Origin of the sequence: Fulvimarina thalattae (assembly GCF_040239565.1) — a bacterium.
GTDB lineage: Bacteria > Pseudomonadota > Alphaproteobacteria > Rhizobiales > Rhizobiaceae > Fulvimarina.
Map to the genome: position 1 here is coordinate 70,330 of NZ_JBEHWS010000004.1, position 20,408 is coordinate 90,737.

At 59.9% G+C, this 20,408-nt stretch carries 20 protein-coding genes; 8 read left to right on the forward strand and 12 right to left on the reverse strand.

Annotated features, from left to right (window positions below; translation table 11 throughout):
* Positions 1-128: 128 nt before the first annotated feature.
* The 4 genes from ABRA89_RS06715 to aat all read left to right on the forward strand — a co-directional run bounded on the left by ABRA89_RS06715 (position 129) and on the right by aat (position 3,640).
* Positions 129-902, forward strand: coding sequence for a DsbA family protein (locus tag ABRA89_RS06715; protein ID WP_349940686.1), 774 nt, complete (start codon positions 129-131; stop codon positions 900-902).
* 225 nt (positions 903-1,127) lie between these two features.
* On the forward strand, positions 1,128-1,604 hold the full coding sequence (gene accB / locus ABRA89_RS06720; protein WP_349940687.1) for an acetyl-CoA carboxylase biotin carboxyl carrier protein: 477 nt from the start codon (positions 1,128-1,130) through the stop codon (positions 1,602-1,604).
* A gap of 14 nt (positions 1,605-1,618) precedes the next feature.
* Positions 1,619-2,965, forward strand: coding sequence for an acetyl-CoA carboxylase biotin carboxylase subunit (accC, locus tag ABRA89_RS06725; RefSeq protein ID WP_349940688.1), 1,347 nt, complete (start codon positions 1,619-1,621; stop codon positions 2,963-2,965).
* Positions 2,966-2,971: 6 nt separating this feature from the next.
* A complete protein-coding gene (aat, locus tag ABRA89_RS06730) occupies positions 2,972-3,640 on the forward strand; it encodes a leucyl/phenylalanyl-tRNA--protein transferase (RefSeq protein WP_349940689.1) in 669 nt (222 codons plus the stop codon).
* Here the strand turns inward: aat and ABRA89_RS06735 are convergent.
* The 5 genes from ABRA89_RS06735 to gatB form a co-directional block, all read right to left on the reverse strand.
* Positions 3,580-3,987, reverse strand: a complete 408-nt coding sequence (locus tag ABRA89_RS06735) for a DUF2155 domain-containing protein (RefSeq protein WP_349940906.1) — start codon at positions 3,985-3,987, stop codon at positions 3,580-3,582. The two genes, aat and ABRA89_RS06735, sit on opposite strands and share 61 nt — an antisense overlap.
* Before the next feature lie 169 nt (positions 3,988-4,156).
* Positions 4,157-4,540, reverse strand: coding sequence for an NADH:ubiquinone oxidoreductase subunit NDUFA12 (locus ABRA89_RS06740; RefSeq protein ID WP_349940690.1), 384 nt, complete (start codon positions 4,538-4,540; stop codon positions 4,157-4,159).
* A 95-nt stretch (positions 4,541-4,635) separates the two neighbouring features.
* Positions 4,636-5,082 (reverse strand): phosphate-starvation-inducible PsiE family protein, encoded by a 447-nt coding sequence (locus ABRA89_RS06745; protein ID WP_349940691.1) that lies wholly within the window; start codon positions 5,080-5,082, stop codon positions 4,636-4,638.
* A gap of 147 nt (positions 5,083-5,229) precedes the next feature.
* The gene (locus ABRA89_RS06750) at positions 5,230-5,727 is read right to left on the reverse strand and encodes a GNAT family N-acetyltransferase (RefSeq protein WP_349940692.1); all 498 of its coding nucleotides are present in this window, start codon (positions 5,725-5,727) and stop codon (positions 5,230-5,232) included.
* Between the two features lie 3 nt (positions 5,728-5,730).
* The gene (gene gatB / locus ABRA89_RS06755; protein WP_349940693.1) at positions 5,731-7,230 is read right to left on the reverse strand and encodes an Asp-tRNA(Asn)/Glu-tRNA(Gln) amidotransferase subunit GatB; all 1,500 of its coding nucleotides are present in this window, start codon (positions 7,228-7,230) and stop codon (positions 5,731-5,733) included.
* Positions 7,231-7,290: 60 nt separating this feature from the next.
* Between gatB and ABRA89_RS06760 the strand changes: the two genes are divergently transcribed.
* Positions 7,291-7,680 (forward strand): hypothetical protein, encoded by a 390-nt coding sequence (locus tag ABRA89_RS06760; RefSeq protein ID WP_349940694.1) that lies wholly within the window; start codon positions 7,291-7,293, stop codon positions 7,678-7,680.
* Positions 7,681-8,019: 339 nt separating this feature from the next.
* Here the strand turns inward: ABRA89_RS06760 and ABRA89_RS06765 are convergent, their stop codons facing one another.
* The 7 genes from ABRA89_RS06765 to ABRA89_RS06795 form a co-directional block, all read right to left on the reverse strand.
* On the reverse strand, positions 8,020-8,775 hold the full coding sequence (locus tag ABRA89_RS06765; protein WP_349940695.1) for an ATP12 family chaperone protein: 756 nt from the start codon (positions 8,773-8,775) through the stop codon (positions 8,020-8,022).
* 45 nt (positions 8,776-8,820) lie between these two features.
* Complete coding sequence (locus ABRA89_RS06770) at positions 8,821-9,510, reverse strand: HAD-IA family hydrolase (protein ID WP_463671260.1); 690 nt, start codon at positions 9,508-9,510, stop codon at positions 8,821-8,823.
* Positions 9,511-9,517: 7 nt separating this feature from the next.
* On the reverse strand, positions 9,518-10,504 hold the full coding sequence (locus ABRA89_RS06775) for an RluA family pseudouridine synthase (RefSeq protein ID WP_349940696.1): 987 nt from the start codon (positions 10,502-10,504) through the stop codon (positions 9,518-9,520).
* A 125-nt stretch (positions 10,505-10,629) separates the two neighbouring features.
* Complete coding sequence (crcB, locus tag ABRA89_RS06780) at positions 10,630-11,007, reverse strand: fluoride efflux transporter CrcB (RefSeq protein WP_349940697.1); 378 nt, start codon at positions 11,005-11,007, stop codon at positions 10,630-10,632.
* A gap of 95 nt (positions 11,008-11,102) precedes the next feature.
* On the reverse strand, positions 11,103-12,740 hold the full coding sequence (locus tag ABRA89_RS06785; protein ID WP_349940698.1) for a BCCT family transporter: 1,638 nt from the start codon (positions 12,738-12,740) through the stop codon (positions 11,103-11,105).
* 236 nt (positions 12,741-12,976) lie between these two features.
* Positions 12,977-14,332, reverse strand: a complete 1,356-nt coding sequence (locus ABRA89_RS06790; protein ID WP_349940699.1) for a replication-associated recombination protein A — start codon at positions 14,330-14,332, stop codon at positions 12,977-12,979.
* A gap of 1 nt (position 14,333) precedes the next feature.
* Complete coding sequence (locus ABRA89_RS06795; protein WP_349940700.1) at positions 14,334-15,848, reverse strand: Do family serine endopeptidase; 1,515 nt, start codon at positions 15,846-15,848, stop codon at positions 14,334-14,336.
* Between the two features lie 1,067 nt (positions 15,849-16,915).
* On the opposite strand from ABRA89_RS06795, the gene mtnK reads away from it, so the two are divergent.
* The 3 genes from mtnK (at position 16,916) to ABRA89_RS06810 (ending at position 20,379) form a co-directional block, all read left to right on the forward strand.
* Positions 16,916-18,175 (forward strand): S-methyl-5-thioribose kinase, encoded by a 1,260-nt coding sequence (mtnK, locus tag ABRA89_RS06800; protein WP_349940701.1) that lies wholly within the window; start codon positions 16,916-16,918, stop codon positions 18,173-18,175.
* 86 nt (positions 18,176-18,261) lie between these two features.
* Entirely contained in the window at positions 18,262-19,650 is a 1,389-nt protein-coding gene (gene radA / locus ABRA89_RS06805; RefSeq protein ID WP_349940702.1) for a DNA repair protein RadA, read from the forward strand.
* A 141-nt stretch (positions 19,651-19,791) separates the two neighbouring features.
* A complete protein-coding gene (locus ABRA89_RS06810; protein ID WP_349940703.1) occupies positions 19,792-20,379 on the forward strand; it encodes a CvpA family protein in 588 nt (195 codons plus the stop codon).
* Positions 20,380-20,408: the final 29 nt, after the last annotated feature.

A 20,408-nucleotide genomic window follows, 5' to 3' on the forward strand; every position in this document is an offset into this window, starting at 1 on the left:
ATCCAAGCGGCGAGAACTCGTGCAACCGGTCGCGAAATTCACGGTGATGTCCTATTATTGCTTCAAAATTCGCGCCAGATCGTAACTTCGTGCACGTCAGCCATTTATCCGACCAAGGGACCCGCTTCATGCGTTCGCTCAAGACTATCGCCATAGCAGCAACCTTCTTGGGCAGCGCCTTGTCTGCGCCCGCGTTGGCGCAGGACAGCTTCGATGCGACGAAGAAGCAGGACATCGAGAAGATCGTCCGCGACTATCTCATCGCCAATCCTGAAGTCCTCGTTGAAGCAATGAACGCGCTGCAGGAAAAGCAGGATGCCGAACAGAAAACCGCCCAGGCAGAAACGATCAGCCAGGCGCGCGAGCAGCTGGTAACGGCACCCGAGGGTATGGTGCTTGGTAATCCCGACGGCGACGTTACGATCACCGAGTTCTTCGACTATAATTGCGGCTATTGCCGTCAGGCTCTCGCCGATATGACCGCCCTCCTTGAAGAGGACGGCAATGTCCGCTTCGTCCTGAAGGAGTTTCCGATCCTCGGCATGGGTTCGCTCGAGGCCTCACGGGTATCGATGGCCTTCCGCGATCTCGCACCCGAGAAATATCGCGAATTTCACGAAACTCTTCTTTCCAAGCGTGCGACCGCCGACAAGGCCTCCGCGCTTCAGGTCGCCGAAGACTTGGGCGTCGATACCGCTAAGATCGAAGAGATCATCGCCGCCTCAACCAACATGAAGGCGCTTCAGGACATTCAGGTTCTCGCCAACGATCTGCGAATCAACGGCACTCCGTCCTATGTCATCGGCGACGAGGTGCTTCAGGCCCGTGTCGGGGTCGAGGGACTGAAAAGCGCGGTCGCGGCCATGCGCGAATGCGGCAAGGCCGATTGCGGCGCGAGCTGAGGCGCCTGCCACTAGGGCGGTTTGCACACGGACGTCGCTCGAAAAGCGTCACGCATGCGAGAATTATGAAGCGATATGCATCCCGAACGCATGACGGGACGTTGATATTCTTGTCGCGAACGTGCAAGCAACCGCTCGACCAGAGCATTGTTGACGAGAATGAAGTTCGTCGCAGGCTTGCATATCGTAAGACCACCGAAAGACGGGGCGACAGGATAGGATACTATGAGCGATAAGAGCTTGGATCCCGAGATTGTTCGTGAGTTGGCCGCGATCCTCAAGGAGAGCGATCTCACGGAGATCGAGGTCGAACGGGACTCGTTGCGTATCCGCCTGACCCGCCAGATCGAGGCCGCTCCCGTCTATTATCAGCAGCCGCAGATGGCGTCTCATGCGCCAGCCCCGCAGCAGCAACCGGCTCCCGCAGCAGCCCAGCCTCAGGCAGCGCCCGCAAAATCCGGACCGGCCGAGGGCACCGTCACATCGCCGATGGTCGGAACTGTCTATCACGCCGCTTCGCCGGGCTCGAAACCGTTCGTAGAGGTGGGTCAAGCGGTGAAGGAAGGCGAGACGGTCTGCATCATCGAGGCGATGAAGACCATGAACAACATCCCCTCCCCCCGCTCCGGCACGGTCCGCGAAATCCTGGTGGACAACGCCCAGCCGGTGGAATTCGGTGAACCGCTCTTCGTGATCGACTGAGAGGCTTAAAGACGATGGTCTCCAAGGTCCTCATCGCCAATCGCGGCGAGATCGCACTTCGTGTTCTGCGCGCCTGCAAGGAACTCGGGATCTCGACCGTGGCCGTGCACTCGACGGCGGACAATGCCGCCATGCATGTGCGGCTGGCCGACGAAAGTGTCTGCGTCGGGCCGCCGCCGGCGCGTGACAGTTATCTCAACATTCCGCAGATCGTAGCGGCCTGCGAGATCACTGGCGCCGATGCGGTCCACCCAGGTTATGGCTTCCTGTCAGAGAATGCGCGTTTCGCGGACATTCTCGAAGCCCATCAGCTGACTTTCATCGGCCCGACGGCCGATCACATCCGCACCATGGGTGACAAGATCGAGGCCAAGCGGACAGCCGAGCGTCTCGGCATTCCGGTCGTTCCCGGTTCTCCCGGTGCGGTGACCGAGGACGACGAGGCGATGAAGATCGCCAAGGAAATCGGCTTCCCGGTCATCGTCAAAGCGTCGGCCGGCGGCGGCGGACGTGGCATGAAGATCGCCCGCACCGAAAAGGATCTTTCGAACGCGCTCGCAACCGCCCGTTCCGAGGCCGGCGCCGCCTTCGGCGATGACGCAGTTTACATCGAGAAATATCTCGAAAAGCCGCGCCATATCGAGGTTCAGGTTTTCGGTGACGGTAAAGGCAATGCCATTCATCTCGGCGAGCGCGATTGTTCACTCCAGCGCCGGAATCAGAAGGTATGGGAGGAGGCAAATTCGCCTGCCCTGTCGCCGGAGCAGCGTGAGCGAATCGGCACCATCTGCGCGGAGGCCATGAAAGGCCTCAAATATCGCGGCGCCGGCACGATCGAGTTTCTCTACGAGAACGACGAGTTCTATTTCATCGAAATGAACACTCGTCTTCAGGTCGAGCATCCGGTGACGGAAGCGGTGACCGGCCTCGATCTCGTGCATGAGCAGATTCGCGTCGCCAACGGGGACGGGCTTTCTCTGACGCAGGACGAAGTGAAGTTCTTCGGCCACGCCATCGAGTGCCGCATCAACGCGGAAGACCCGCGCACCTTCGTGCCTTCGCCTGGTGAGATCACGCATTATCATGCTCCAGGCGGGCTCGGCGTGCGCATCGATTCGGCGGTCTATCGCGGCTATCGAATTCCGCCTTTCTACGACAGCCTCGTCGGCAAGCTGATCGTCCACGGCCGGACGCGCGAGGAATGCATGATGCGGCTGAAACGAGCCCTCGACGAGTTCGTGCTCGACGGGATCAACACCACGCTTCCCCTGTTCCGTGATCTCGTGGCAAACGAGAGCGTCAGGCGCGGCGAATACGATATTCACTGGCTCGAACACTTCCTCGAAGGCGAGGCTGGCTGACGCGCAATGGCGAAGAGTGGCGGACAAGATTATCGGATCACTCCCGCCATTCTGCTGAAAGCCTATGCCTGCGGCATCTTTCCCATGGCTGAGTCAGCCGAAGACCCAAACATCTTTTGGGTCGACCCGGTGGAGCGCGGCATCTTGCCGCTCGGTTCCGTGCATATTCCTCGCAGCCTGAAAAAGACGATCCGCAAACAGATCTTCGAGGTTCGCTTCGATACGGCTTTCACCGCGATCCTCGACGGATGCGCCGAGCCGACCCCGGAGCGGACCGAAACCTGGATCAATCGCACGGTCCGCGATCTCTACATTTCACTCTATCGAGAAGGCTTCGCGCATTCGGTGGAGACCTGGAAAGACGGCGAACTTGTTGGCGGTCTCTACGGTGTCTCGCTGGGCGGCGCATTCTTCGGCGAAAGCATGTTTTCGCGAACAACCGACGCCTCGAAGGTCGCCCTCGCCTTTTTGTGTGAACGGCTGATCCGGGGCGGTTACTCGCTGCTGGACACTCAGTTCCTGACCGATCATCTGCAGCGATTTGGCGCTATCGAAATTCCCCGCGAAGATTACCAGGCACTTCTGTCGACGGCGGTCGAGGCGGATGCGACCTTCTATTCGGACGGCGCCGGCACGTCCGACTCGGTCTTACAGCTCTTCAGCCACACATCGTAGACCGGGTGCTCGATCGCGTTGAGGCCGGGCGATGCGGCAAACATCCAGCCTGAAAATATGCGCCGGATTTCGCGGTCGAGGGTGATTTCGTCGACCTCGACAAAGGCGTCCGTCTGGGTGGCCTCGCCCTCGGCACTGGTCTTGCAGACGCGTGGCGTTACCTGAAGAGCGCCGAATTGCACTGTTTCGTCGATGAAGACGTCGAATTCAGTCAGACGGCCGGTAATCTTGTCCAGGCCGGAAAAGACGGCGACGGGGTTTTCGATCCGCTGCTGAGCGTCAGCCGTCGTGGCCGTGAACCAGACCGGCAGGAAGGCGAGCACGGAAAACGCCGTCGCGCGGCCCATGGAGCGGAATTCGGAAAAAGTCGCCAATATTCTCAAACTCATCACCGGTCGGTTCCGAAGCGCGGTGTCGATAATTCACTAGGCCGCGCGGCGGCTAAGCAGGCGAGTTGCACCGTCCCTTGAAAGCCGCGAATAGTCAGGCAATCCGGCAGAAAATCGGCAGCGAGCGTCAGGGCGTCCAGGCGTCGTATTCGCCAGTCACACGCGGGCGATCCTTTTCGGGGCGTAGCAGAGAGCCGGACGGACGATAGGCTTCATGCGTTCCGGTGTGGTTCTTCTCGTGCGACTTTTCCCAATGGCGGGGATTGTACGTCTCTTCCGATGGCGGCGTATCGACCCTGTGATGCATCCAGCCATGCCATCCGGTGGGAATGGCGGACGCCTCGACCGGGCCATTGTAGATCACCCAGCGGCGCGTACCATCGCTATTGGTGTAATAGATGTTGCCGTACTGGTCCTCGCCAACCTTCTTGCCGGTTCGCCAGGTGTAGAACCGCGTATTCAGGGTCTGCCCATTCCACCAGGTGAAGATTTGCAGAAGCCATTCTTTCATCGCGCGTTTGCCCACATGCTCGGCCTAAACTCACCGCCCTTATGCGGCTGCATTGAATAGATGTCCAGCCAATCCCGGCGCCGCGAAAATGAGTATCACGATTGATCGGCTTGCGACTTCGGTTCCTTATGCTCCCTTTGATCGATCAGGCTGATCAGGAAAAGCGCAAGTCCGAGTGCGAGCACCGTCGCCGCAAGGCCCATGAGGAAAGTCCCGGACGTGCTTTCGACTTCGAGCAGAATCAACTTTCGAACGACGGCGAGAACGCCGATGACGATGACGGTGCGAACCTGGGCAAGCCGATGGTCGCCGGTCGCCATCTGCTGGATCGAATGGGCAAGCTCCAGCGCAATGACGACGGCAAGCACCCGATCGAACAGCATCTGAAATGCGTTGTATTCGAGAGGATCGCCCGCCCCGGTAAAGATCGTGATCAGCGAGCGGGCAAAGCTGAACACGGCAAGAACCACGACAACGGCCATGCCGAGCAGAAGCAGATAGGCGATGCCGCGTTCGAACACGTGATAGATCTTCAAGGCCATTGTCGACGGCTCCCGATCCCGCTCAACGCGGTCTTGTTACCGCGTCTCACACGACAAAGGTGTCGCGCAGCGCCGTGTTGTCCAATCCGCGGTGCGGGTCCTGATCATCGCGAGTCCACCACGTGGCGTCAAAGCGATTGGTCGGTATCAGCCGAGCAGCCGCTCGAAGACAGCGACTTCGACGCCATCACTGGACGCACCACGGGCAATCGCCGTACCGGTCGGCCTGAAGCCGTGTTTCTCGTAGAACGCGACCGCACTCACATTTGCGGGCTCGACCTCGCAACGAATCCTGCGCCCGTCCGGAAAGGCGCCCATGAGTTCCAGCAGCATCTCCGACCCAAGGCCTTCCCGCTGTTCATCCGGCAGGACATAGAGCTGATGCAGCACGACAAGCGTGCGATCGGCATCCGAGGATGCGGCAAATCCCATACCTCCAAGCTTCTCGCCATTGTCGCCGACGATAAACTCCGATGAAGGACGACCGAGCCGCGGCTTGAGCGCTGCGACGGAATGCCAGGCCTCGCTTATTTCGGTGACGCGCGCCGAGCCGTAGATGGGATCATATGTCGCGTGCCAAGTTTCCGCGAGAAGCCGGCTCACCGCCGGCAGATCGCGCTCCATGGCTGTGCGGATGAAGAACATTACCTATTCGACGCCAAGCTTTTCCTTGACCAGCACGTTTACGGCCTGCGGATTGGCCTTGCCGCCGGTCGCCTTCATCACCTGACCGACGAACCAGCCAGCCATCGAAGGTTTCGCCTTGGCCTGCTCGACTTTCTCAGGGTTCGCGGCGATTACATCGTCGACCGCCTTCTCGATCGCACCGGTGTCGGTCACCTGCTTCATGCCGCGGTCTTCGACGATCTGCTTCGGGTCTCCGCCCTCGTTCCAGACGATCTCGAAGAGATCCTTGGCGATCTTGCCGGAAATCGTACCCTCGCGGATGAGATCGAGAATCGCACCCAGCTGATCGGCCGACACCGGCGTTTCCTCAATGCCCTTGCCGTCCTTGTTGAGCGCGCCGAGGAGATCGTTGATCACCCAGTTCGCCGCCTGCTTGGCGTCGCGTCCCTTGGCGACCTCCTCGTAGAAATCGGCGATCGCCTTTTCCGAGACGAGAATCGAGGCATCGTAGGTCGAAAGGCCGCCTTCCTCGATGAACCGGTTCTTCTTGTCGTCAGGAAGCTCGGGCAGCTCTGAGAGCAGCGCGTCGATATAGGCCTGATCGAATTCCAGCGGCAGAAGGTCCGGATCTGGGAAGTAGCGATAGTCGTGCGCATCTTCCTTGTTGCGCATGGCGCGGGTCTCGCCCTTCGTCGGGTCGAAGAGACGCGTTTCCTGCTCCACCATGCCGCCGTCCTCGATCAGCGCAATCTGACGCCGCGCCTCTGATTCGATCGACTGACCGACGAAGCGGATCGAGTTAACGTTCTTGATCTCGCAGCGCGTGCCGAAGGCGCCGCCCGGACGGCGGACAGAAACGTTCACATCGGCGCGCATGGAGCCCTCGTCCATGTTGCCGTTGCAGGTGCCGAGATAGCGCAGGATCGTGCGAAGTTTGGTGAGATAGGCCTTGGCCTCGTCTGCCGAGCGCATGTCTGGCTTGGAGACGATTTCCATCAACGCGACGCCCGAACGGTTGAGATCGACGAAGCTCATGGATGGATGCTGGTCGTGCATCGACTTGCCGGCATCCTGTTCGAGATGCAGGCGCTCGATGCCAACCTCGATATCCTCGAACTCGCCCTGCTTGTTCGGTCCGACCGAAACCGTCACCGTGCCCTCGCCGACGATCGGATCCTTGAACTGGCTGATCTGATAGCCCTGCGGCAGATCGGGATAGAAATAGTTCTTGCGGTCAAACACCGAGCGCTTGTTGATCTGCGCCTTGAGGCCGAGGCCCGTCCGCACGGCCTGACGCACGCATTCCTCGTTGATGACCGGCAGCATTCCGGGCATCGCCGCATCGACGAGGCTGACATGAGAGTTGGCCTCGGCGCCGAAATCCGTCGAAGCGCCGGAGAAGAGCTTGGCATCGGACAGCACCTGGGCGTGCACCTCCATGCCAATGATGATCTCCCAATCCCCGGTCGCCCCGGAAATGAAGCTCTTCGGGTTAGGTTCACGGGTGTCGACGATGGTCATGGCTCGGTCCGCAGGCTGGATGTGATCTCTGGTTTGCTTTGGCTATATCTAAGAGAGATAGTGTTCAAGCCGAAGCCCTCTGAGCCGGTCTTTTGCCAGCCGCCGAGAAGCGTCCCGCGACCGAACCGATGTAGCCGCAGGAGTGCTTGGAAGAAGATCGAACAGACGCCCGAATGGGATGCCGGCGCCCGGCCCTTCTTCCAGACGGTCGATGCATTCTTCGACTGGATCGAATTTCGCGAGGAACGATATGAGCTGGTCGACGGGGTGCCGGTCATGGTGCCTTACGTGAAACGGCCCCATGCTCGGATCGTCAGCAACATCGACCGCCTGTTCCACCAGGCATTTTATCCTGATCGCTACATGGTCACGCTGGGCGATTTCGCCATCCAGACCGGGACGCTCCATCCGCTATGCCGACGTTCTCGTCGAGGAGGCAAGTTCAAATAGCGAAGGCCGAACGACGAAAGTCCCCCGCCTCATCGTAGAGGTCCTCTCGAAGACGACAACGCCAAACGATTTCGGCCCTAAGCGTCTCGAATATCTTGGTCTGGATCCCCTACGTGTCTTACCTGGTCGTCGACCAACAGAAGGCGTGCGTATGGGCTTGGATCCGGGAAGAAGACGCGTGGCCGGAGCATTGCCGCATCATCACGGAAGGCAGCGTCTCGATTTGCGAATTCAAAATCGAGCTTGCGATGAGCAAGATCTACAGGAACGTTCTCGAAACACGATGATGATTGCAGGACCTCATGAGGTCTCTCGATCAGAGAGCGCTCTGCAGGTCTCTTACCGCCCCATAAACAGCGCGGCCGTTTCAAAATCAGCCTTGCGTCGCCGGCTGACGAGCTGTGCTTCCTCGTCTTCACCCCAGCGCTCGGCATTCCAGTCTTCGTCGAGCCGTGACAGAGCCCAGGCTTCATCGACTCCGAGACGGCCTTCGTGAAGCGCGAGTGCCAGGAGTCCCGAGCCGGAAATCGTCGTCACCTGCTGAAGACCGGCGATCAGCCATGGATCTTCGAGCGGTGCCACACGTGTTGCGAATGCTTCAAGCGATTCGGTCGGCTGTTCGACATGCATCACACCCTCAGTGAGCACGAAACGCACGCCGAGCAGTTCCGACGCCCACGCCACGATCGGATCCCAACGTTCGCGCTGGCGCTCGACAAGTCTGTCAGGATGGCCGGCACGATAAAAAAGCAGATCTGTTTCCACGTAGCGCGGAACTTCATCGAGAACCGGTCTCGGATGGAGTGCGACGGCATCGACCACGGTGTTGGCGAGCCGGGTTGCCGGCATCGTGCCCGGATCGACACGTTCACCCTGTTCAGCCCATTCGTCCTTGATGGCGCTCGCGATCGCATCGTTCGGCAAGACCAGCGGCTTCTTTGCCGGCGTCTTTACGGGCCGGCCATCCAGCAGCACCTGATATCCGCCCCCGACGGGACCTAGATCTGCCTCGGTGTAAAACCGCTTGGGCAAATCGCGGCGCATGGCATTCGGGTTTTCGAACAGGCGTTGCAGGATATCGGGATCGTTCGACATGGAGGTAAGGAAAGGCCTTCAGATTCGAGTGGATATCGCCGGTAGCTATGCTCTCGCGGGCTCACACGCCAGCCAGAGATCGAGAGCCGAGGCCAGATCGGGCACGGTCTCGGTCACCTGATGTGACCCGCTACGCACAAGATGATCCGGCGTGTGCGATCCCCACGATACGCCGATCGCAGTGCTGCCGGCGGCGCGAGCCATTTCCATGTCGAAACTCGTATCGCCGACAACGACTGCATGAAGTGGATCGAGGCCGAGTTCGGCGCAAGATTCTAGAACCATTGCCGGATGCGGCTTGGAGGGGCAGTCGTCGGCCGTGCGAACAACCGAGAAAGCTTCAGTCAGGCCGTGTGAGGCGGTCAAAGCCGCTACGCCACGCCGCGATTTGCCTGTCACCATACCAACTAGGACGTACTCGCGTGACGCTAGGTCGCGAACGAGATCGGCCATGCCATCGAAGAGATGGTCGGCGAAGTGTGGACGAGTGCGTTCGAGCCGGTATTCGTTGCGATAGGCATCGGCCAGACGCTCCACCTCGAAGCGTGTCAGGCTGGGGCGAAGGGCAGCGATCGCCGTATCGAGCGACAGACCAATGATCGAGCGCGTTGCCTCTCGCGCTGGCGGCTCAAGCCCATGCGCAATGAAGCAGCGCTCCATGATGTCGCAGATCAGACCAGCCGAATCGGCGATCGTCCCATCGCAGTCGAACAGAACGGCTTTGATGATGGTCACGGGCAGATCAGTCTTCGAGTTCGGCTTCGTTGAAGCCGAAGAGGTTGAAAGTCTGGCGCATGTGCTGCGGGAGCGGCGCGATCTGGTCGATCGTCCCGCCGGAGGGATGCGGGATCACAATTCGCCTGGCGTGAAGGTGCAGGCGCTTCTGCACGCCGCCCGGAAACTCCCAGTTCGTATCGTGCTCGAAGTATTTCGGGTCGCCTAGAATCGGATGGCCGATCTCAGCCGCATGGACGCGCAGCTGATGGGTGCGGCCGGTGTAGGGTTCGAGTTCCAGCCAGGCGAAGTTCTGTGCCAGATGGTCGACCACCCGGTAATTGGAGAGCGCGTGATCGGCGCCCTCTTCCCCATGCTTGGCGATTCGCATGCGATCACCGTCTGGGGTCTGCTCTTTCTTGAGATAGGTCGAGATTCGGCCTTCCTTCTTGCCCGGAACGCCCTTCACCACCGCCCAGTAGAGCTTCTTCGTATCGCGCTCGCGGAACGCTTTGGTCAGCGCTGTCGCCGCGCCGCGTGTTCGGGCAACTACGAGGATGCCCGAGGTATCGCGATCCAGACGATGGACCAGCCGGGGCTTCTCGCCCTTCTTGTTGCGCCAGGCTTCCAGCATGTCGTCGACATGGCGGGCAATGCCCGAACCTCCCTGGACGGCAAGCCCCGCCGGCTTGTTGAAGACGATCACCTTCTCGTCTTCGTAGATCACCATTTGAGACAGGACGTCGCCGTCCTGCTGGCCCTTCATGGTATTTGCGGTCAGCGGCTTGTTCGAGGCGATCTTGGAGTCCGTCGCGAGCGGTGGAACGCGGACCATCTGCCCCGGCTCGACCCGCGTATCAGATTTTGCGCGGCCACCGTCTATGCGGATCTGGCCAGATCGCAGCAGCTTCTGCAACTGGCCGAAGCCAAGGCTGGGATAATGCAGCTTGAACCAGCGATCGAGGCGCAGGCCTGCCTCGTCATCGTCCACTCGCCGTTGTTCGACTGCCGCCATGATCCGGACGCTCCGTCCATTCGATTGAGGTAATCTGCGACTGCCTATCAGGAGCAGCGTCGCACTGTCGTGATTCTTCTAGCCGCGCCACCAGGAAGGAGCAACGCGATAGGCCAGAGAGTTGCTCAGGTGAAGAGCTTCCCCGCCGAAAGACCTGCAAACAGCCCGGCCACGCCGAGCAGTACCGAACCGGCCACGTAGACAAAGGCAAGGCCCGTCGCTCCCCGATCGATCATGTTCACCGTATCGAGCGAGAAAGACGAGAAGGTCGTGAAGCCGCCGAGGAAACCGGTCGCGAGAAAGAGACGCCAGTGCTGGCTCATCCCAAATTTTCGGGCCAGCACTTCCACGAGGACACCCATCAGAAACGATCCGAAGACGTTGACGAAAGCCGTGCCCCACGGGAACCCGGTTCCGAGAAGGCGCATGGCCGCAAGGCCCGAAAGATGGCGCGCACCTGCGCCCAAGCCGCCCCCAGCCATCACGATCAGAAGGTTGGTCATAGATTTGCGGTAGCCTTTATGCGCTGCCTAGAAAAGAGTTCGGCCCCGGATGCGAGAAGCATCCGGGGCCGATTTTGCATCAAGCAAGCTAATGCTTACTCGGCCGCTTGATAGGCTTCCTGGTTCTGCAAGAACGGCTTCTTGCGTTCCGCGATCAGACCCTTGCAGACCGAGAAGGTCAGAATCAGGAGCAGGATCACGAACGGGAAGCCTGTCGCGATCGCAGCGGCCTGAAGCGCTGCCAACCCACCGCCGAGCAGAAGCGCAATGGCGATGAGACCTTCGAAGGTCGCCCAGAAGACGCGCTGCGCCGTCGGGGCATCGAGCTTGCCACCCGCCGTGATCGTGTCGATGACCAGCGAACCGGAGTCCGACGAGGTCACGAAGAACACGATGACGAGGATGATGCCGATGAAGGACGTTATCGAAGTGAGCGGGAGCTGATTCAGCATCTCGAAGAGCTTCACCGGCAGTTCGGCATCGACGATACCGGTATATCCGCCAATCGTCTCCGTGAGCGCGGTTCCACCGAACACCGTCATCCAGACGATCGATACGACGGTCGGAACGATCAGAACGCAGGTGACGAATTCGCGAACCGTACGACCACGGGAGACGCGGGCGATGAACATGCCGACGAATGGCGACCAGCTCATCCACCATGCCCAGTAGAACGTCGTCCAGCCCTGGCGGAAATTGTCGTCATCTCGGCCGAACGGCATCGACAGCGGAACGATCTCCTTCGCATAAGCAACGGCATTGCCGAAGAAGCCCTGGATCAGTTCCATCGTCGGACCGACAAAGAAGACGAACAGGAGAAGCACGAGCGCCAGCACCATATTGATCTCAGAGAGACGCTTCACGCCGCCGTCGAGGCCCGCGACCACTGAAATCAATGCAACGCCGGTGATAATCGCGATCAGAATTATGTTGGTAAGGGTGCTATCGGGAATACCGAACAGGAAGTTCAACCCTGAAGACGCCTGCTCTGCACCATAACCGAGAGATGTCGCGAGACCGAAAATCGTCGCGAAGACCGCGAGCGTATCGATAAGGTGCCCAGGCCAGCCCCAGACCCGGTCGCCGAGGAGCGGGTAGAACGCCGACCGCATCGTCAGCGGAAGGCCCCAGTTGTAGGAGAAGAAGGCGAGCGAAAGCGCGACGATCGCATAGATCGCCCATGGATGAAGAGCCCAGTGATAGAGCGTTGCGGCCATACCAAGCCGGCGCGCTTCGAGGGTCTCGTCGGCGGCCGCTCCCAGCGGAGCCCAGTCGGTGCGAACCCCGTTTTCCATCGTGACGCCGCCGATCGACGACGAGTAGTGGCTGATTGGCTCCGACACGCCGTAGAACACAAGTCCGATGCCCATGCCGGCAGCGAAAAGCATCGCGAACCAGCCAAAATAGCCGTAATCGGGCCGTGCATCCTTGCCACCGAGCCGGACACCGCCGAGAGGCGTGACGATGAGCGCGAGGCAGAACAGGACGAAGATGTTGCCGGCGATAATAAACAGCCAGTCGAATGTCGACGTGAGCAACGGGCGAAGCCAACCGAAGAATCCGCCCGCAGCATCCGGGAAGATCAACGTGAAAGCCACGAAGAGAATGATGATACCGGCCGATATGGGAAAGACCGGATTGTGAATGTCGAGCCCGAATTTCTGAACGTTGTCTTGTCCGACTTCGTAATTCGTGACCGACTGTTCGGGGATCATGTCCTGATCCGCTGACATCGCGGTTCTCCTTGTCTGTGGAAATTAAGCGCTGATCGGAACGACCGCGCCAGCTTTCCAGCACGGCAAGGTCGTTGGTGTCTTTTTGGAAAAGTTCCGCCAGGTCGATCGGTCGACGGGCGCGAACTAATCGTTTCAAGCGACACTAAAACACGGTTTGCCGCAATTCAACGGCCCAAATCACGAATCCTTCATCTTTCCCGCAGCGCAGAAAAATCGCTTGTCATGCCGATGATTTAGCTGGAACCACGCTGCTTTCGAAGCTCAGAAAGACGTGTCAGACGCTCGCCGATCCGCTGCTCAACGCCATAATTCGTGGGGCGGTAGAACATCTCCCGCCTCATTTCATCAGGGAAGTAATCTTGCCCGGAAAAGGCGTCCGGTTCGTCGTGATCATAGCGGTATCCGGCGCCGTATCCCTCTTCTTTCATGAGCTTGGTTGGCGCGTTGAGGATATGAGCGGGTGGTAGCAGCGAACCGTTCGCCTTCGCGGAGCGCATCGCCTGTTTATAGGCGTTGTAGACCGCGTTCGATTTCGGCGCAGCGGCGAGATAGACGGTCGCTTCCGCCAGCGCGAGTTCGCCCTCAGGCGAACCGAGATAATCGTAGGCATCCTTCGCAGCGAGCGTCACGCGCAGGGCGTTGGGATCAGCGAGACCAATATCTTCGGAAGCCATACGAACGAGTCGGCGTCCGAGATAAAGCGGGTCTTCTCCGGCGTCGAGCATGCGACAGAGCCAGTAGAGCGCGGCGTCCGGGTCCGAGCCCCGCACGGACTTATGCAGGGCGGAGATAAGATTGTAATGACCGTCCTGACTCTTGTCGTAGACCGGAGCGCGACGTTGGACGATCGCTTGAAGGGCAGCCGAATCGAAGATCTCGCCCTCACTTGCCGCCCGCCAGACTTCTTCGGCAAGACTCAGAACCGCTCTGCCATCTCCATCGGCGAGTCGCAGAAGAATCTGTCTCGCCTCTTCCTCGAGAGGAAGCGCCCTGCCCTCTATCGCTTCGGCCCGTTCGAGCAGCGAGCCCAGGCTATCCGAATCATGCGGTTTGAAGGTGAGGACCCTCGCTCGTGACAGCAGCGCAGCGTTGAGCTCGAAGGACGGATTTTCGGTCGTCGCGCCGACCAGCACAACTGTCCCGTCCTCCATGACGGGCAGGAAACTGTCCTGCTGAGCGCGGTTGAACCGATGGATTTCATCGACGAAAAGAAGCGTCGGTCGGCCGTTCGAGCGCCGCATACGCGCCGCTTCGAAAACTTTCTTCAAGTCTGCGACACCGGAAAAGATCGCGGATATCTGCTCGAAAGCATAATCGCTGTCGTTGGCAAGGAGCCGTGCGACCGTTGTCTTGCCTGTGCCCGGCGGCCCCCAGAAGATCATGGAGCCAAGATTTCCCGCTGCGAGCATTCGGGAAAGGATACCGCCCTCACCCGTTAGATGTTCCTGGCCGACGACGTCACTCAACGTTTCGGGGCGTAGTCGATCGGCGAGCGGCCGCTGGCTTTGTCGAGACCCGCTCCTGCCGCTCGGGTTGTCTTCGCGTCGCGATGCTTTCTCAGGCTCGGCTTCCCCGAACAGATCCGCCATCTCAGCGCACACGCCGGACGAGCCGGCGCCCGCCGCGCTCGATCTCGAAATCGTAGCCGCCCCAATCCTCGGAGAGAATGTCCTCGATCGACGAGGTGGTATCCACCTCGTTGCCATTGACGGTAATGACCAGATCGCGTGGCCGCAGTCCGAAGCGTGCCGCGAGTGAGCCGCGGGCTACTTCGGCGATGACGACGCCGTTGGTTTCGAGCGGCAAATCGAGTTCCTCGGCAACCTTTGGCGACATATTCCAGACCGTAGCACCGGCAAAAGGATTGCGTCCTTCGAGCAGGCGTTCATCGCGGGGTGGGTTTTCCGGCGCGCCGGCGAGAGCAAGGGTCAGTGTCTCGCGCTCCTCACCGCGGAGCACCGTAAGTGTCGTCGTCGCGCCGATACCGGCCGTCGCAAGGCGGTAGCCAAGTGCGTCGGGGTTGGCGATCGCGACCGAGCCGACTTCCAGAACGATGTCGCCCTCTTCGAGTCCGGCCTCTTCAGCCGGCGAATCCGCCAGAACCGAGTGCACGATTGCGCCCGTTGGACGCCCCAGGCCCACCGCCGCGGCGATATCAGGTGTCACAGGTCCGAAGGATGCTCCGACATAGGGTCGGTTGAACTCGCCTCCCGCCTTGGCGGCCCGAACAAAACTGCCAACGAGGTTGGAGGGAATGGCAAAGCCGATTCCGTTCGAGCCACCCGATTTGGAGAAAATCGCGGTATTCACGCCGATCAGTCGGCCGCGCATGTCGATCAGCGCGCCCCCGGAATTGCCCGGATTGATCGCGGCGTCGGTCTGAATGAAGACACCCGGGTCGCCGGGCGAGAGGTGGGTCCGCGCGAGGGCCGATACGATGCCGTTGGTCACTGTCTGGCCGATGCCGAACGGATTGCCGATCGCCAGCACGAGGTCTCCGATCTCGAGCCCATCGGAGTCGGCGAGCTCTACCGTCGGGAATTCTTCGTCCGGCTCCTCGATTTTTAGAACCGCGAGATCGACCTTCTCGTCCTTGAGAAGAACGGTCGTTTCGAACTCCCGGCCGTCGGCAAAGGCGATGCGAACTTCGTCCGCGTCGATGATTACGTGATTGTTGGTGACGACAAGCCCGCTCGGATCGACGATAACTCCCGATCCCAACGAACTTTCCATGCGGGGCTCCCGCCGCGATGGCGCGCCGAAGAATTGGCCGAAGAACGGATCGCCGGCAAAAGGCGAAAGGCGTTCTGGGACAGCCCGCGCGGCATAGACGTTGACGACAGCCGGCGCGCTCTTTCGCACAAGCGGTGCAAAGGACAGCGTGATTTCCGACTGGCTTTCCGGCACGCGGCGCGACGGATCGGTGATCTGAGCTTCGGCGGGCGCCGTTTGCGGCGGGTCGCCCTGTTCCGCCGTCTCGGTTTCGGTCTCACCGCCGAAAAGCCCGCGAAGCGACCATCCTTCCGCATGTGCCAAAGAAGACGCGACTACGAAGGCAAATGCCAATGTTGTAATGAGGAACGCGAAGCGCTTGATCGAAGCCATCCAGCCCATGTCCATATGCGCCGCACTAAAATCTTATGGCGGCCCGACTTCTGCCGACCGTAGCAGCGGTGAGCGGAGGAATAGCCGCTCTCGGCAGACTGGTTCAAGAGTCGGAATGGCAATCAGGAAAATGCCTGTCTGGCTTTCGCAACCTCAGCTCTTTGGCTGTCGTGAATGAACAGCCAGTCGAGTTCCACGCGCTTGAAGAATTGCGCGCGTGATGAAGCGTCGAGAAGCCCGTTCTTTCAGTCACCAAACGCGAAAAAGGGGCCATTTAGACCCCTTTTCGAAAATTCTCGCCGCTTTGATATCAGGCGTTAGTTCGTGGCAGCCGTCTCGGTTGCAACGGTGTTGGTAACAGGTGCCGGCAGGTCGGCAGTGGCATAGCTCGCCGTAAGAACCGCGAAAGCACCGGTTGCAGCTAAAAGCGTTATGGCTGTGCGACGCACTGGAAACCGTACCTGTTCTTGAGACATTTCGGCATTTTGCATGCGGTTTGTTTATTCCCCGTAAATTTTGCCACATTCACGTGGCGCGGCCCTTCCGTTTGATGTGGTAAGTCGCAACCGATCAAATGGTTGCATCTCAAATCACAAACATTCTCGAAGAACCGCACCGCTCCTCTGCCATTAGAAGACGTCGGCGAATAGCGCTTTTCACACACACCAGCCGCGCACATTGCGCCTGATGGCGAGAAACGGATTCATCCTGCGCCGATTACCGCTTGGCTGTAGCTACAACACAACGAAGATTGTCCAGATTTCGCCACAATCAGTAAAAAATCGCAATACGAGCGCTGATATTAACCTTTATGTAACGAATTTTTGATTTCGGCCCGCATGCGAAGAGGCGGAATTAGCGCTGCTTCCATAGACCATGTCGAACCGCCAGTTTTTAAGACGACCTTTCAGACAGTCGTCATCACCGAAGACTTCTGAAACATTCAGGCTGAGAGTCTCGTAGAGCATATCGACCGGAGCTTCGGGTGGGACGAATGCGGCCAATGCGAGCCCCTCCCACCCATCTGACCGCATTGCCTATACGTGCCACTGGATCCTCTGAGCAATATGCCCGAACTCTTTCCGGTTCCCGCCGGCTACCGCATTCTTCACACGGCGGAGATTGCTTCTGTTGTCGCGCCCGTCAGCGATCTCGCTCGGCGCCTCGGTGGCAAACCAGTGGACTGGCGAGCGACGGAAGTCAGCGACGGCAATATGAACGCCGTCTACCGGCTCGAAGGACGGACCGGCTCGATCATCGTCAAGCAGGCGCTTCCCTATATCCGCGTCATCGGCGAAAGCTGGCCTTTTCCGGTCTCCCGGATCACTTTCGAGACCGAGGCCCTCGCACTTCATCTTCGAATTGCGCCGCAATTCGTGCCGGCCATTCTGCACACCGATGAATCCCTCGGCCTCCTCGTCATGGAGGACCTACGGCATCATAAGGTGGCACGCCACGCCTTCGTAGACGGGCGGACATTTCCGCATTTTCCGCGCCATCTGGGCGAATTTCTCGCCCGTTCCCTTTATTTCACCTCAGATTTCCATCTTTTGACACCTGAAAAAAAGACGCTTGCGGCGAAATTTGCGGGCAACGCGCATCTTTGTCAGACGACCGAGGACGTCATCTTCACCGGTCCGTACGGAGAGCGGGAACTCAATCGCGTAACGCCGGGAAACGAAGCGATCGCAGCGAAACTGCGTACCGACCCTGATCTGAGGCGCGCTGCCAGCGAGATGAAGCTGGCCTTTCGAACGAAGTCCGAAGCACTCATCCACGGCGACCTCCACACCGGCTCGATCATGGTCACCGAGACCGATACGAGGGTCATTGATGCGGAATGGGCGTTTCACGGCCCCATGGGCTTTGATCTCGGCGCCCTGATCGGCAATCTCTTCCTGGCGGCGATCAGCCAACCGGGGCACGCGACGCCGGATGATGATCGCAGCAAGTTTGCCGAATGGGCGCTCCAGGCCGCCGCGGACGTCTGGGAACACTTTTCCAACAGCTTCCATCGTCTCGCCGAGGAAGAGGACACTCAATTCTTTCCAGCCGATATTCTGACGACCTCTGATCGGCGAGTCGTGATTGCCGGACACCTCAACTCCGTCCTTGCCGATGCGATCGGATTCGCTGGCGCCAAGATGATCCGGCGGATCATCGGCATTTCCCATGTCGAGGATTTTGAGACTATCGCGGATGTTCCGGCTCGTGCCCGGCTCGAACGCCACGCGCTTCGCACGGCCCGGCGCCTGCTCATTGAACGACGCGAACTGATGTCGATCACCCAGGCCATCGCGATCCTTCGCGAAGAAGCCGAGGAGTAAGCGAAAAGCCGGGCCTAACGGCGAAGATTGCGCCGTTGCGCCGAATGTGTTTGCGGTCTCGGCAAACTCCGAAATACTGATCCCCGATGGCCAAACAGAAGACCACATTCATCTGCCAATCCTGCGGCGCTGCCTATGCGCGCTGGCAGGGCAAATGCGAAGCCTGCGGCGAGTGGAATACGATCGTCGAGGAATCCTCCGCAGGCGGCGTTGCGGGCGGCCCCCAGCGCTCGCGGCGCCGGGGTACGCCTTCCAAGCTTCTGCCGCTCGCAGGCGAGAAGGAAGAAGCGCCGCGCATCACATCGGGCATTGCCGAACTCGACCGTGCGACGGGTGGTGGGATCGTACGAGGCTCCGCGATTCTGATCGGCGGCGATCCTGGAATCGGAAAATCGACGCTTTTGATGCAGGCCTCGGCCGCACTCGCACGCCATGGCGCCAGCGTCGTTTATGTGTCCGGCGAGGAAGCAGTAGCGCAAGTTCGGCTGCGCGCCGAACGGCTCGATGCCTCCGACACCAGCGTCCAGCTGTTGGCCGAGACCAATGTCGAAGACATTCTGGCGACATTGGCGGCGAGCGGGCGGCCCGATCTCGTTATCATCGATTCGATCCAGACCCTTTGGAGCGATCTCACCGAGTCGGCACCGGGTACGGTCAATCAGGTGCGCACCGGCGCACAATCGCTCATCCGCTTCGCCAAGGCCTCGGGGGCGGCTGTCATTCTCGTGGGACACGTAACGAAGGAAGGGCAGATCGCCGGTCCGCGCGTCGTCGAGCACATGGTCGACGCAGTCCTCTATTTCGAGGGAGAAGGCGGGCATCACTATCGCATCCTTCGAACCGTAAAGAATCGCTTTGGTCCGACCGACGAAATCGGCGTCTTCGAGATGGGCGACAAGGGCTTGCGGGAGGTCCCGAACCCGTCGGAACTCTTCCTCGGCGAGCGCAGCAACAAGGCGCCTGGCGCAGCTGTTTTCGCCGGAATGGAGGGCACACGTCCGGTGCTTGTGGAAATCCAGGCACTGGTTGCCCCATCATCGCTCGGAACGCCGCGCCGCGCAGTTCTCGGATGGGACGCCCCTCGCCTTGCGATGGTGCTCGCGGTACTCGAAGCGAGATGCGGGGTCCGCCTGGGGCAACACGACGTCTATCTGAACGTCGCAGGCGGGTTTCGCATATCCGAGCCTGCCGCTGACCTCGCAGTCGCAGCCGCTCTCGTCTCCTCGCTTTCCGGGGTCACGCTTCCGGCAGCGGCCGTCTATTTTGGCGAGGTGAGCCTTTCGGGTGCGACGCGTCCCGTTGCCCATTCAGGCCAACGGTTACGCGAAGCCGAAAAACTGGGGTTTTCCAGCGCGACGATCCCGGCCAACATCCCCGATCTTGCTCGCGGCGCCATGCAATTGAGCGAGATCGAAACCCTTGCCGAACTCGTCGCGACGATCGCGTCCGGTTCCGGCGCAGATGACAGCGGGTGACGTTGCCCTGCCCCGTTGCCGTCTTGATCTTGACGCAAGGAAGGTGTGAAAGGCCTGAGCGGCTCGGAGTATGATCTTTATCTGGTCCCCGGGCGGCCTGAAGAGCCTCGTACGCCAACGAATACGGACCCGAAAACTGCGATGTCCCTGACTATTCTCGACGCGATCCTCGTCGCGATCATGCTCGTCTCGGCGCTTCTTGCAATGGTGAGAGGCTTTTCCCGCGAGGTTCTGTCCATCGTCGCATGGGTCGCGGCAGCTGTGCTCGCATTTTTTTTCTACGAGCCCGTTATACCGTTCGTCAGCGAGTATGTGAACTCGAACACGGTGGCGATGGCGATTTCGGCAGCAATCGTCTTCTTCGTCTCGCTGATCGTGGTTTCCTTCATTACACTGAAGATCGCCGATTTCATTATCGACAGCCGCGTTGGCGCCTTCGACCGGGTGTTGGGGTTTGTTTTCGGCGCCGCCCGGGGCCTTCTCCTCGTCGTTGTCGCCATGCTGTTCTTTAACTGGCTGACGCCGGAAAATCAGCCGCAATGGGTGGCGAACGCCGCCTCCAAGCCGATGCTGGATGATCTCGGTCAGAACCTTATCGCAGCGCTTCCCGACGATCCCGAACAGACGATCATGCAGCGAATCGGCAGCATGAACGGCGAAGAGGAGCCGGCAGCCGATGCGGGCGGTGCAGAAAGCGTCGAAGGCGTCATCGAAGAAAACGCAGAGTAACCGGACTGTCAGTTGCATGGCAGAGCCGG

Bases quoted from the DNA above. Each gene is read 5' to 3' on its own strand.
- ABRA89_RS06715 (WP_349940686.1), top strand. From the start codon at position 129: ATGCGTTCGCTCAAGACTATCGCCATAGCAGCAACCTTCTTGGGCAGC.
- accB (WP_349940687.1), top strand. From the start codon at position 1,128: ATGAGCGATAAGAGCTTGGATCCCGAGATTGTTCGTGAGTTGGCCGCG.
- accC (WP_349940688.1), top strand. From the start codon at position 1,619: ATGGTCTCCAAGGTCCTCATCGCCAATCGCGGCGAGATCGCACTTCGT.
- aat (WP_349940689.1), top strand. From the start codon at position 2,972: ATGGCGAAGAGTGGCGGACAAGATTATCGGATCACTCCCGCCATTCTG.
- ABRA89_RS06735 (WP_349940906.1), bottom strand. From the start codon at position 3,987: ATGGGCCGCGCGACGGCGTTTTCCGTGCTCGCCTTCCTGCCGGTCTGG.
- ABRA89_RS06740 (WP_349940690.1), bottom strand. From the start codon at position 4,540: ATGAAAGAATGGCTTCTGCAAATCTTCACCTGGTGGAATGGGCAGACC.
- ABRA89_RS06745 (WP_349940691.1), bottom strand. From the start codon at position 5,082: ATGGCCTTGAAGATCTATCACGTGTTCGAACGCGGCATCGCCTATCTG.
- ABRA89_RS06750 (WP_349940692.1), bottom strand. From the start codon at position 5,727: ATGTTCTTCATCCGCACAGCCATGGAGCGCGATCTGCCGGCGGTGAGC.
- gatB (WP_349940693.1), bottom strand. From the start codon at position 7,230: ATGACCATCGTCGACACCCGTGAACCTAACCCGAAGAGCTTCATTTCC.
- ABRA89_RS06765 (WP_349940695.1), bottom strand. From the start codon at position 8,775: ATGTCGAACGATCCCGATATCCTGCAACGCCTGTTCGAAAACCCGAAT.
- ABRA89_RS06775 (WP_349940696.1), bottom strand. From the start codon at position 10,504: ATGGCGGCAGTCGAACAACGGCGAGTGGACGATGACGAGGCAGGCCTG.
- crcB (WP_349940697.1), bottom strand. From the start codon at position 11,007: ATGACCAACCTTCTGATCGTGATGGCTGGGGGCGGCTTGGGCGCAGGT.
- ABRA89_RS06785 (WP_349940698.1), bottom strand. From the start codon at position 12,740: ATGTCAGCGGATCAGGACATGATCCCCGAACAGTCGGTCACGAATTAC.
- ABRA89_RS06790 (WP_349940699.1), bottom strand. From the start codon at position 14,332: ATGGCGGATCTGTTCGGGGAAGCCGAGCCTGAGAAAGCATCGCGACGC.
- ABRA89_RS06795 (WP_349940700.1), bottom strand. From the start codon at position 15,848: ATGGCTTCGATCAAGCGCTTCGCGTTCCTCATTACAACATTGGCATTT.
- mtnK (WP_349940701.1), top strand. From the start codon at position 16,916: ATGCCCGAACTCTTTCCGGTTCCCGCCGGCTACCGCATTCTTCACACG.
- radA (WP_349940702.1), top strand. From the start codon at position 18,262: ATGGCCAAACAGAAGACCACATTCATCTGCCAATCCTGCGGCGCTGCC.
- ABRA89_RS06810 (WP_349940703.1), top strand. From the start codon at position 19,792: ATGTCCCTGACTATTCTCGACGCGATCCTCGTCGCGATCATGCTCGTC.